Annotated in this window: 6 protein-coding genes; all 6 read left to right on the top strand. The window is 42.0% G+C overall.

Annotated features, from left to right (window positions below):
- Positions 1 to 683: 683 nt before the first annotated feature.
- From Q7P41_RS07230 to brxL, 6 genes are read left to right on the top strand one after another with little or no spacing between them, the layout of a single operon-like run.
- Positions 684 to 2,105 carry a sigma-70 family RNA polymerase sigma factor gene (locus Q7P41_RS07230; RefSeq protein WP_303883168.1) on the top strand — a complete coding sequence of 474 codons (1,422 nt, stop codon included), beginning with the start codon at positions 684 to 686 and terminating at the stop codon, positions 2,103 to 2,105.
- 24 nt (positions 2,106 to 2,129) lie between these two features.
- The gene (locus tag Q7P41_RS07225) at positions 2,130 to 4,466 is read left to right on the top strand and encodes a phosphoadenosine phosphosulfate reductase family protein (protein ID WP_303883167.1); all 2,337 of its coding nucleotides are present in this window, start codon (positions 2,130 to 2,132) and stop codon (positions 4,464 to 4,466) included.
- Positions 4,459 to 5,202: a hypothetical protein gene (locus Q7P41_RS07220; protein WP_303883165.1), complete on the top strand. Its 744-nt coding sequence runs from the start codon at positions 4,459 to 4,461 to the stop codon at positions 5,200 to 5,202. The genes Q7P41_RS07225 and Q7P41_RS07220 overlap by 8 nt, the downstream gene beginning before the upstream one ends.
- A complete protein-coding gene (locus Q7P41_RS07215; RefSeq protein WP_303883164.1) occupies positions 5,172 to 9,335 on the top strand; it encodes an ATP-binding protein in 4,164 nt (1,387 codons plus the stop codon). Before Q7P41_RS07220 ends, Q7P41_RS07215 begins: the two co-directional genes overlap by 31 nt.
- Complete coding sequence (pglZ, locus tag Q7P41_RS07210) at positions 9,332 to 11,605, top strand: BREX-4 system phosphatase PglZ (protein ID WP_303883162.1); 2,274 nt, start codon at positions 9,332 to 9,334, stop codon at positions 11,603 to 11,605. Before Q7P41_RS07215 ends, pglZ begins: the two co-directional genes overlap by 4 nt.
- Positions 11,606 to 11,619: 14 nt before the next feature.
- Positions 11,620 to 13,071, top strand: a complete 1,452-nt coding sequence (brxL, locus tag Q7P41_RS07205) for a BREX system Lon protease-like protein BrxL (RefSeq protein ID WP_303883161.1) — start codon at positions 11,620 to 11,622, stop codon at positions 13,069 to 13,071.
- The last annotated feature ends 311 nt before the right edge of the window (positions 13,072 to 13,382 follow it).

The following is a 13,382-nucleotide window of genomic DNA, read 5'->3' as shown; positions in this document are numbered from 1 at the left end:
CAACCCCGAAGCCGTGCTCATCCCTGCGCCGGTTAAGACTACCACCTCTTTTTTTCTGAGGTGATCCGTAATGCGTTCCAATACATCCATTTATACTTCACCCTTGAAGAAAATATTTGTGGCCAATTTGCGAAAATATAGCTAAAAACCAGACATGCTTTTGCTTAGTTGTCATTCCAGTTTAGTTTATTGCGATAATCACTATAGCTTGTAAAAAAGGGTTAGGCAAGCTAAATGTACTACATTTTGAGTAGTGAAGAGTGGGCTGCGGGTACGTAAGCTGACCGAAATTACTGTCATGTGAAAATAAGCAAAAAAGAAGAAGTTCCGTAGAAGCAAGTAAGCCTTGTAAAGAGGGTAGCATAGCAAGGTCTTGCGAGCCTCAAAAATACTTCGGACGGATTTTGAAACTAGCGTCTGCCTGAGACGGAGGTATTGACACGATAGAGTATGTAATGCAAAATTAAAATGAATATTCTAATAAGAAGAGAATAGATGAGAAAGATAGCTATTTGCTGTGTTATGTTGTTAACCAAAGAATAGCCCAAAAGCAGTGTATATTTTTTAGCAACCTAACTATTCTCTAAATAAGAATTATGACCTATTGCCAGATGATAGAGCAGTGAATGAATAATTGGGCAGTCCGTTAGGAAGGAGTTAAAGATTGGTGACTTGGCATATAGGTGCAAGGTCTTGAAACATTCCAGTTGATGCAGAAAGGTACTATAAAGTATAGGGTAGGGTTGGATGAGTTGAAAGTGATTGCTAATTCCGGGGGATCTCCTCCAGCAAAGAAAGCGATAAAGCGAGCTGAAAATAACATACCAAGGTTAACCGAAAATGTGAAACAGAGGATTCAACAACCCAATAAGAAAGGGCCGACATTAGAGCAGTGTTGTCGTCGATTAGTAGCTTTAGGGAAAAAACAGGGTGGCTATATAACTTTTCAAGCTATAAGCGATTTGTTCCACACTATTGAATGCGAGGTATCCATCGAAGCAATTGATAGGATTTATGAATGCTTAAAGGCTGAAGGTATCGAGCTTGTTGATCAATTGCCCTATGGCTGTATTACAGATAAGACTTCGTGGAATTCCCTAGATATTTTTTATGATGATTTGAATAAGCATAAACTAAAGCCTAAAAGAAGAAGCAAAAGGCGTGGACGTTTTTCGACATTGGATCAAGAGCCCTTGAAATCGACGGCGAACATCGAAGATGTTCAAGGTAGGGATATACAAATCCAGGATGATAGATCGTATCTTTTAGCAGATTCTAGCGTGCAGATATTACTGCAATATATTGGTCAAATAAAGCAATTGACAGCTAATGAGGAACGGCGACTAGCCAAATTAGCCAAAGAGGGAGATCGAGAAGCAGCCATACACCTCATTGAAGCCAATCTTAAACATGTTTTTAATAAAGCCACTAATTATGTTGGCATGGGTTTGGATTTCCTTGATCTTTTCCAAGAAGGGTGTATCGGTTTAATTAAAGCACTGGAAAAATTTGATTGGCGACAAGGAGTCAGGCTTAGTAGTTATTCTTCCTGGTTGATTTTTCAGACTATTAATCGGGCTATTGATGATTATGGTAGAGCTATTCGTTTGCCCTCGTACCTGACGGAGAGCATCAAGAAGCTACAAAAAATGACAGACGATTTCTATAAGGTCCACGGACGTGAACCAGTGGCAAAAGAAATATCCGATGTCATGGGTTTATCAGAACGCAAGGTGCGTGAATTACAGATAATTGCTCAACCTATTGTGTCATGGGAAGCGACATTGGCCGAATGGGAAAAGACTGGTGCTTATCCAAAGTGGTTTTTGGAAGATCATTCACTATCACTGGAGGAGCAAAATATAGATAGAGATTTGTTACACGATGCTGTATCTGAATTTATGGCCAAGTTGAAACCAAATGAACAACGAATACTGCGGTTGCGTTTTGGTTTTGACGGTTGTGAGCCACAAACCTTAGAGGAGATTGGACGTCTCTTTGGCGTAACTCGTGAGCGTGTGCGTCAAATCGAAGTAAAGGCACTTAAGAAGCTTAAGCATTATATGATTTCCAATAAGGAATTGCGTGATTTTCTGGGATATTAATCACGAAGGGAAGTATGATTTTGCATGTATGGGATTCAATGGGATAGCGATACAGGCGGTATTTTATTGGTCGATGGATATGATACAGGCGTGAGGAGCGATGTTCGCCCCGTATTTTATGAAGAACTTGATTTACTGGGCTTTGAACGCTATTGGAGTTATCCAAAAGTTGAAGAACCTCTTCTCTGGGCTATCGGTAGTCGTAGATATTACTATCATGGCGAATTAGTGGCAAAGGCTGAAGGTGGTGGATTGTTTTCCAAGCCTGAACTTAAAATCCATCGCTCAGGACTTATCCTCGAACCTGTCAAGGTTGAGGCTATGGTGAATAAAAATGGGGCACTCCTCCAAGGACTTGTCCAAAAGTCGCTCAAGTTCATTTATCATACGTATGCACGCCAACAGCATAAAGTAGATATAGTAGCTGTAGCTTTTTCAGGCGGTAAAGACTCCATCGTTACTTTAGACCTCGTTCAGCGAGTTTTGGAACCAAATCAGTTCGTCGTCGTTTTTGGCGATACCGGCATGGAAATTAGCGATACATATTATGCAGTGGAGGCAGCCAAAAGACGGTGGCCACACTTGTCTTTTTACACTGCCAAAAGTGCTAAAGATACCCTGACAAGCTGGCGTGAAATGGGACCTCCAAGCCGCATACATCGCTGGTGTTGTTCCGTCCACAAATCGGTGCCTACGTTATTACTACTGCGTAAGCTTTTAAACAAACCATCAGCTAAAGCAATGATCATTGATGGGGTGCGGAATGAAGAAAGCAGCGGCAGAGCGACTTATCCTTCTCTGACTTTGGGGGGCAAACACAAGACGCAAATAAATGCTAGTCCCATTATTACATGGAATGCAGGTGAAGTCTTTTTGTACCTCTTTGGTCGGCGATTGCTTTTGAACAAGGCCTATCGTTATGGTGCCACTCGTGTTGGTTGTGCTGTTTGCCCCATGGCTTCAGTATGGTGGGATATTATTAGTGGGTCTGTTTATTGGCAAGATATGAGATCTTTTATTGAAGAGCTATGTTCATACGCCATTAGTTCAGGTATCCATCATGATGAGGAAACCAAAAAATATATAGAGAAAGGGAGTTGGAAAGGTCGAGCTGGTGGCCGATATGTTTCTGGCGGTGGAAATCGTGTGATTGAGCAGACAAGCGGAGATAAGGTTATTTTTTCACTGCGCTACCCCGCTGAAGATTGGCAAGAATGGGCCAAAACTCTTGGTCATGTAGTGAGAACCGGCATAGGTCAAGGATACATAGAGAGAGGCGGCAACACATATCCTTATTTCGTACAAAAAAACGATCACAGCGTTACTGTAGAAGTTGGTGGTTTGGCGAACGCAGATCGATGTACTCTTAAGGCATTTCGTGCTGTAGCACTTAAAAGTGCCTATTGCTGCCACTGTCAAGCCTGCGAAGCTGAATGTCCTGTTGGAACTTTGATTACCTGTGAACAGGTTCATATTGGCGATGAATGTCAGGCTTGTGGTCGATGTCTTGACTTGCATGGCGAGCCGTGCCTAACCGCTAAATCTATATCAACAAGTGGGGGAGGTTTAAGTATGAATGACAATCACAAAATGGTTTTACACACGTATGAACACTTTGGCATGGAAAAAGAATGGCTAGCTGCTTTTTTTGCTTCACCCTTTAATTGGATTAACAGCAATACTTTGGGCAACCGACAGCTTGATGCAATGCTTCTATGGCTTAAACATGCGGAATTAATATTGGGCGGGAATACTAAAAACACTTTTGTTATAACAAATTTAGGGGAAAAACTAGCTCGATTAGGAGTTGACAATTTGGTTACTTGGGCAGTCATCTGGACGAACTTGGCACGAAATTCAAGCGCTGTGAAGTGGTATCTTACAGCTATTCCCTGGGGTGTTACAATGACTAAAGCCGAATTAGTGCGCAAAATGGGTGAAACATATTCTCAAAGCGAAACTACTAGGCGAAATGCAATGACAGCGCTTTTTGGTTTGCTTCTAAAAACCCCATTAGGTAATGAGTTGGGGCTTGGTATAGGAATAAATCAAGGCAAACGCATCAGTAGTGTACTATATAAAAAGGGTTGGTTAGCACCAGATCCATTAGCTGTGCTTTATAGCCTCTATCGTTATGCGGAAAAGACATCACGATATGAGTTCACTGTGCATGAATTGTATGAGGGTACTGACGAGGGTCCGTATACATTGTTTGGCGTTCCGCGGGATGCGCTAATAGGGATTGTGAAGGGTTTATCAGCTCGTGATGATAGTTTAATTCGCGTTGATATTGTACGTGATTTAGACAATATTTTTTTGAATCATCACAATAAGTCAATTGAGGTGCTTGATTGTGTCTAATTGGTATTATGAAAAAGGTTGGACTCGCCATAGGATATTTGGATTACGAAAGGAATGGCTGAAATTTTACCTTTTTGATAATGAAGGTTGGCGACAAAACTCGACCCTGGGCAATAGGCAGGTTGATTCCTTTGCCACATGGCTAAAAACGGCAGGCATAGAGGATAAAAAGGGTAACTTAACTGCATTGGGAATGGAATTTATTAGACGTGGAGTAGATGATTTATCTCTTTGGGAATTACTTTGGGTCAACGTTGTCTTTTCTTTTCCAACGGCACGTTGGTATGCACATCTGGGACTAGGTACATGGTCCACCACTGAGTTAAAAGCGATGCTCGAACAATCGGTTCCCCGCTTGGCCGAACGAACGGTGATCAATGCCATAATGGAACTTGCTGGGTTGCTTGAACGAACCCCAGTGGGAAGGGAACTTGGTCAAGGATATGTTAGCGGCGACAAACCACGTCGCATCTCGCGCATAGGCAGAGAACCTAACGATTCTGCTATAATCCACTCATTTGGTAAATTATATCTTCAGCAAGACAGAACAAGACTTCTATGGTCTGATGATGTTACTTGGCCCTGGGTGGTTTTCGGTTGCAATCGGAACTGTGTTTTGGGACGTTTGACTAATATGGATCATGATCATTTTAAGATTGACGATAAGGGGATAACAATTTGCCTATCCGAAAAGGAGGAATGGCAGTGTGGCGATATAGCGATTTCTTGGCTGTAAGGGAAGACTTTATCCCGGTATTTTCGGAAGAAGTAGATAAAAACCGCCGGGAGGATTGGAAGTTTTTCATCCCTCATGATCAGATGAAAACATTATTGGACAAACTAATGACTGCCTTAGAACGAGCGCATGGCGGAGATAAGCGCTCTATATGGCTTACTGGAGCCTACGGTACGGGCAAAACTTATGCTTCCTTTGTGATTAAGCACTTACTAGAGGATGACCTTGAGGTTATTGAGGAGTATTTTAAAAAACATCAAATTCTAACACCTTTATGGCAACGCTTCAAGGCGCTGCGTCAAAAGGAGCCTTACTTGGTAATTTACCGTTCGGCGTCCGGGCATATTACCTCAAGCCGTGGTTTAATGATAGAAATACAACAGGCGATTAAAGAGCAGTTACGAGGCCACGGCTATACTAACGCATTCAGCGAAAGCCTTATGGATCAACTTGTAAGTAAATTAAGCGATCCAAGCGGCATATTTAATTGGAATGCAGCTTTTACAAAATATCGCGGTCGCTTTCGGACTGTTGCAGCTGCCGCCGATGTCATTGAGCGCCTCCGCGCTGGCGATGTGAAACTTGGTGAACAAGTAGCTGCCGTATTGGAAGAAGAGGGGCTGACTTTAGCTGATTCTCCTACTGCTGTTAAAGCCTGGATCAAAGAGGTTATAGAAGTCAACGACTTGCAAGGTATAGTATTTATCTGGGATGAATTTACCGAATTCTTCACGAATAACGTGCCTGTTACGCCGTTGCAAGAACTTGCTCATGCTACAGCTGACATGCCTTTTTACCTCTTCCTTATAACCCACCGTTCCTTAAATCAGTTTACGCGCATCGATGAAGACACGCGGAAAAAATTGCTCGATCGGTTTCATAATTGTAAGTTAGAGATGGTCCCTATCACTGCATATAAGCTTATCTCTAATGTAATTGAGGTTAAACCTGACTACAAGAGCGAGTGGGGGGATAAGCTGGATTCCCTCTGGAGTCAAGTAGAAAAAGCAATACTTCAAATTCACGTTTTGGGAGAACAAGTCAATAAAGAAGAGATTAAACGAATGGCTCCCATACACCCATATACTGCCTATCTCTTGGCCACAATTTCATCGCTTTACAGCTCAAGCCAACGTACTTTGTTTCAATTTTTAAAGACAGATCCTCCCGGGTCATTTCAGTGGTTTATTGCTAATTATCCGCAGAATTCTTGGTATTGGTTAACTCCTGATTATTTATGGCAGTACTTTTTCGAGGACGTTAAGGGCGTTGAGATCGATAACATCGAAGCTATAAACAATCTTCTTAGCTATTACAATTCCAAAAAACATGACATGAACGAGGAAGAACTAAAGGTATTCCGTGTAATGCTATTATTACTTGCACTATGGACACAGACGCAAGGTGTCCATAGCCTGCTTAAGCCGAAACTGTCTAACATAAAAAACATGTTTCTTGGGACCGAACTTTATCAAAAGATCAGGGAAGTAGCTGACGCGCTTTGTTCCAAGAATATTATGTATGCCATATCAATAGGCAATGATATGGAGTACATGATACCTACTTCTACCATAGATCAAAACAAATTAAATGAATGTCGTAGATGGGTCGAAAATGCTTTTACTTTCGAGAAGGTGGCTAAGGAAAAGGACTCTGATGTTGGTTTTGCGTCTAAAATCATGGGGTTACTATCCTTATCAGGTGCAGCCAGACTTCGCCATCCAATTCAAATAGTGTCGGCTAAGGAATTCAAGTCACGGCCCGAGCGCGTTTTTCAGGGAGCAGGTAGGACTTACGAAATAGGTGTAATTCTGGTGGTTGCTCAAGAGGAAGAAGATTTGGCTAGTTCAGAAGTCGTGGCTGCGGAGGTTAGCAAGGTTTATACAAATTATTGCATACTGATCAGCCAAGTAGCCTTTAGTGCAAGAGATTGGAAAGAATGGCTTGATTTTCAGGCTTATTCTAAATATTACCAAGAAATGAAAGACAATAAAATGCAAAGGTATTATGATGCTAAGGCTAAAGACATCATAGACAGTTGGCTTAATATGGTCCGCATAGGTAGGATTCGTGCCTTTTTCAGGGGGCAACAGGAAGAACTAGATGGGTGTCAGGCTGTCGCTGGATATCTAGAGGATGTTGTAAATTTGGTTTTTCGCTATGGTCCCGAACGGCTGAGCAAGGTTGCTACCCTGTATACCCAATCGTGGGGAAAGGCTGGTGCTGAGATTGGCCTGGGAGTGGCGCAAAATATTCAGCAACCATACAAAAGCGTGGTAAACGAACTCCAAGCACTGGGTTTTTGGGAAGGTAAAATTTCAAGGCATCTGGACCATCCTTTGAGCAAGATGCAAAGTGTTGTGGATGAGTTTTTTAACACTAATGTGCATGTCAATTTAAAACAATTATGGGAGGCTTTACAGCAGCCTCCATACGGCCTCATGCCTTCGCCTATCGGCATCTTGATTTTTGCCTTCCTTTTGCGTAAATATGCCAATGGTTATTATTATTCCGACGGCAACAATTCCTTCCCGCTAAATCCCAATAAGCTTGCAGAGCTTATTGAACAGGTTATGAAGTGTTTCAGGTTTTCTGAAAACTACACGATTAGAAAAATGTCTATCGAAGGTGAGCGTTTTTGCCATATTGCACGCGACGTTTTCCGCCTAACCCAAGAACAGGCAGCCTACCCAGAAGAGGCGCGAAAAAACATTCGAAGGATAGTTTCAGAATCGGGTTACCCATTGTGGACGCTTATGTACTATGTCCAAGGAACCTACTCTATTAGTTCGGTTAGTCATGTAATGGAAGCTGTGAGGGAGCTTAATGAAATTTTAACCTTTACTAAGGATGAGTTGGAAGATCGGGAAATTAAAGCAGTAGTTGATGTTGTAAGCCCAGTGCGTTATGACCTGTCTGAAATAATTAACAGGGATAGGATGCAGGAGGGCTTGAGGAGGTTTTTAGAGATTCATAATCCCCAACTGATCTCGCTCATGGGAAAACTGCACCTAGAAGTTTCTCATGTTATGAATAGGCTAAGAGTCCTGCTCAATGAGGATGCATTCTTGTGGACCGAAGAAAGTGTTAAAGAAAAGTTGCCTGAGGTGACCACTGAGCTTGATCTTGTGGATGCATTAAACTGTCTTTTAGGAGTGAAGAGACAGGATCTAAATGAACTTCGTAACTATTTCCGCAATAGCTGGTTCAAGGGCAAACTGCCACTCATTTGGCATAAAGAAGGCCAACCTGATGAGATAGCTACCCTCATAGAATATCTTTACGAACTGCTTTATCGCCCAAGTCAGGGCATAAAGGTTAACAGATCGGAAGATATACGTCGCTATAGCAGTCAATTGGCGTCAGTTTTAAATAAAGGCCCTTTTGTGGCAAGGGTTTTAGTTCAGAAATATACGGGTCATACTTTAAGCGATGCCGAATCTGAGGCGCTGTACAATGAACTGTCCGATCTTTCTCAAGCAAGTGAAGATGAGGCTAGATCAGCTATAGTGCTGGCCTTAAATAATCAAGTCCGGCAAAAGAAGATAGCGCAGCTTCGGCAACGTTGGCAAGAGCTTACAGACTCGGAATCTCCCGAGAGATGGAGTGAGGAAAGGGGCGTCCCTATTCAATGGATGCTGGAAGGCAAAGATCATCATGCATTCTTTGAGTACTACGATAACATTCATAAACTGGCTGAAACGGATATAGATAAATTGATAGAACATCTTTCTAATCACGCTGCCGAGTTTGTCAATCTTCAAGATCAACAATATGTTTCCGATAGGTTTATACGGGTGATCGCTGGTGATTATGCCGAGCTCGTGCTAGAGGCAAATATGGTTGATCAACTGCAGGCCTATATTCGTAGAAGGTTAGACGGGAACATATATCGATGGCCCATGCGGTTGAATGAAATTCAACAATTGGTTCGTCAATGGATAAATGAAAACTACCGCTCTATAGCCTATCCTAAAGTGTTAAACGTCATCGAATCCATACCGCCAGAGGAGGTGAAGCAGCTCATCAAACAATTAGCTGCCTATGATGCTCTTGTTGGAACCAAGTTGTTAGCTGCTATCGCTAAAGTCGAAAAGGAACCACGAAAGATAAAGAGGAGATTCCTCCGATGAAATGTTTTAGGAATATTGATGAATTAATATCTAATGTTAGGGAAGAAAAGAGTAAGGGCTGCAGATTTGCTACTCGCTTCATTCTAGTGCAGGGATCCCGGACTTGGGATGAACTTGTTACAAAACTTGCCTATGAGGTGGATAGAGTAATTCGTCTGTCCGAGTTTTGCAGTGGTCGTGACGTGTTCCCTGATATGACTAAGCTGCAGTATTACCTTAAGGAGGAAATATCTAACTGTAAAGACGTTTTGCTGATCCCAATGGCAGAATGTATCAGGCTTGATCCTGAAAGTGCCATAATTGTCCGTTCTTTAGCCGAATGGCCTGCAGAAAAAATACGACGACTTTATATACCGCTGTTATCAATAAATGAGTCTTTCTTTGCTGAAATGGATAATGTCTCACGTTACAAAAAAGATCTCCTTCCCGACATCTTGTCGATTGAAGGAGAAGGTGATTGTGAGATTGTAGTGGCACCCTTTTGTATCGAGTCTGAGGATCTTCTGATTGTCAATGGAATAAAAGAATACCTTTCCAGGTGGGAAAGTGGCAACGTTCATAAAATATGGTTGCAAACTGATATGGCAGCATGGTTGCCAAAGCGACGATTAGGTGGTAAGTGTAAGGTATACATATATCCTTCTTGCTTTGATTATGTCTGTAGAAGTGCCAACTGGGAGGAAATCAGGGAAGAGTGGGGATCTTCAGAGGACTGGGAAAGGCTGGCTACTCAAATGGGAGAAGGTGAAAGTCTGGATTGTGTAGCCAGTCGAATATTAAATGTTGCAGATTATAATTCTCAACAGCTGTTTGCAATGTGGAAAAACTTGGATGAAAGCAAACGTTGGCTTATATGGCTATGGAGCAAGGCAAAAAGCAACCCCGAATCTTATCTGTATCATGTTATCGAGAAAAGCAACAGCGTGAGCGACTTTATTGATAATGTTATAATGACAATATTTTCACTCCCTAAGTCGCTGTCCTTTAGCATGGAGCGTAAAGAGCTTTTAAAACTCCTTAGCGTCACTGTCATGCCACCTGAATTTTGGAAACGATATGATGAGCTATCAGGTCCTTTAGAGCGGATTGCGGTGTTGACGGATCTTTCAGTGACTGAGCGAGAAAAACTTGTGTCCTCTGTTGGTGAACTTCTATCGAGTCATTCCACTGACCTTTGGTGGGATTATCTTGAAGTAGCCTTCCCAAGGTTAACGTGGTATTTGGGGTTTCCTTCCACTGACGATGAGTTTGCTGATACCTACTTTTTCGCTTATAACCGTTGTAGATTGAGCGATACGGTAGATAGCACCATAAATGACTTAATCGATAAATGGGCCAGTGACCAATTGCTTTGGAATTACCAAGGAAGAAGCGATCTTGTAGCTAGGCAACGTTCCAACGGTTCAAAGATACTTTGGGTTGATGCTATGGGGGCAGAATGGCTTGGATTATTGATTAAGTTGCTGACAATGGATGGAGAGGTTGAATGCGAAGTGATGTTGGCTAGAGCTAACTTACCTACCATAACTGATGCTAATAAAGAATGGGAGGAAGACGAGGAAGTCATTCGCGATCTAGACGACATAGCCCATCATTACGCCTACACGTTTCCTCAATCCTTCCTTAAGGAAATGGAGCTGATTGACAAATTAGCCATTAGAGTCCAGGAATTGCTATCTCAATTTTCTGTTGTGGTTGTCACTTCTGACCATGGTCTTAGTAGATTTGCAGCCATAAGCAAAGAAAGAGTGGATCCTCCTCAAGGGACTACAGTTGATTCAAGAGGTCGTTTCGCAGCATTACAGGATGATGTCCTCAGTGAAAATTATGACGTTAATACATTATGGGTTTTAGTAAACAACGTCATTTGCTTGCCTACCCATTGCAGGTTTAAGGGTTGTATGGCTTCCCCTGGTGAGGTCCACGGCGGTGCTGCACCTGAGGAGTGTCTATCGCCGGTGATTGTTGTAAGAAAAGCATGTGTTGAGGTTCCGCTGAAATTTGAGCTAATTGAGGGAACTGTCAAGCTGAATCCCAGGGGTGAAGGCATTCTTGCCGTGAGATGCAATCGAACCATAGGTAATCTTGAGCTACATGTAACCGGTAGTAGTTTAAAAGGACAAGAAGCAGAGGCCTTAACTTGGGAATTCAAATTAAAGGACTGGAAAGCAGGCAAATATGCTGGAAGGCTGTATAGTGCTAATCGTTATGTAGGAAAAATTACCTTCGAAGCAGTAAAAGGCTTTATCCAGGATGATTTGGGATTGTGAGGTGATTTTTCAAAATGAATGCTAACGATATGTTACAGGACAAAATAAGAACTTTTTTCCAAGAAATGGTTGTCTATAAGGACCCAATCCAGAATAAATTTTTTTCATCCTTGAGCATCCCTTCCTATTTGCGTGACTGGATTGCTATGCGCTTCTCCGATGACGATGGGAAACTGAATTTGGATGAAGTCAGAGATTACATAAAAAACAATATCCCCACTAAGAATGATTGGGAATTGTTAAAAAGTAAGATGATCAACGATGGGCAACGTGTCAAATTTTTGGCCAAGATACGAGTCGAGATAGATGTCCGTACTGGTCACGGTGTTTTTAAACTGCCGGATTTGGGCTTCCCTAATCGTAAATATGAGGCCATTGTTAAGGATCATGTGCTTTATCAAAATCGCGAGGAACTCCTGAATGATAGCGAAACTTGGGGAGTCATTGAATGCGAGTGGAGTCCCTTTGGAGTGACTGGAAAAGAAGGCGATGGAGCTATCTATATGATCAGCTTCAAGCCCTTTAAGCCTTATAAAGTAGATGTTAACTATTACCAGGAAGTACGTAAAGAATTTACGTTGAGCGAGTGGATAGATATGTTGCTTTTGGCAGTAGATTATAACCCTGTAGGGTTTTTAGATACTCGCCAAAAGCTTGCCCTCCTCAGCAGGCTTCTTCCATTTGTAGAAAACCGCATTAACTTAATCGAATTAGCGCCCAAAGGTACGGGTAAATCTTACATGATGTCTCAACTATCGAAATATGGTTGGCTGGTCAGCGGAGGAAGTATTACTCGAGCACGTTTGTTTTACGATATCTCACGTAGCACTCCAGGCTTACTGAGCCGTTATGACTATGTAGCTTTTGACGAGGTGCAAACCATCAGCTTTCCCGATGTGGACGAAATAAGGGGTGCATTAAAGGGATATATGGAATCGGGGGAGTATCGTGTAGGTGATTATCGGGGTACCGGAAAAGCAGGATTGGTATTGATGGGCAATATATCAGACGAAAAGATGCGAGAAGACACGAATGTGTTTACCGAATTACCTTATGCTTTTCAAGAATCAGCACTCATTGATCGCTTCCATGGTTTTATAAAAGGTTGGGACATACCAAGGATGCGAGAAAACATGAAAGCTCATGGATGGGCTCTTAACGTGGAGTATTTCTCTGAAGTTATGCATTCATTGAGAAATGAGATTATTTATCCGGCTATTGTAGAGAACCTCCTGATGATTCCAAAGTCAAGCGATACACGCGATGTGACCGCCATAAGACGCATTTGCTCTGGTTTCATGAGATTATTTTTTCCTCATGCTAAGAGCGTTGAAGATGTTAACATCGATGAATTTAGGACTTATTGTTTGGATCTTGCCTTAAAAATGCGTGGTATTATCAGACACCAACTTCACCTCATGGATAGTGAATACAGCGATGCTTTACCCGATATTCAAGTAAGATAGAAAATCGAGTAAACGCTGCCGTCCCAAATATCGTAATCTTTCCAATATAATTGCACGTGCATATGAAAGCAATGATTATTTAAACTTGCACGTTTTTACTGATCATTTTTATTCCCGCTATATTCGACGGGATCACACTTGCCTGCGCAAATCAGATTAGATTGTCGAGGTATTTCTCGATTGAATCCTTGTAACAGAAGGTTTATCCCAGGGTTTTCTCAAAGTATTTGTAAAAATAAACAGGAGGGTTGATGATCTTGTCACTTAAAATGACCTTTTACGATGGGACGAATTGCATTGGCGGCAATAAG

This window comes from Acetomicrobium mobile (assembly GCF_937920065.1).
Note: the sequence above shows the minus strand (reverse complement) of the source record. Positions and strands in the feature narration are given on the sequence as shown.

Bases quoted from the DNA above. Each gene is read 5' to 3' on its own strand.
- brxL (WP_303883161.1), top strand. From the start codon at position 11,620: ATGAATGCTAACGATATGTTACAGGACAAAATAAGAACTTTTTTCCAA.
- pglZ (WP_303883162.1), top strand. From the start codon at position 9,332: ATGAAATGTTTTAGGAATATTGATGAATTAATATCTAATGTTAGGGAA.
- Q7P41_RS07225 (WP_303883167.1), top strand. From the start codon at position 2,130: ATGTATGGGATTCAATGGGATAGCGATACAGGCGGTATTTTATTGGTC.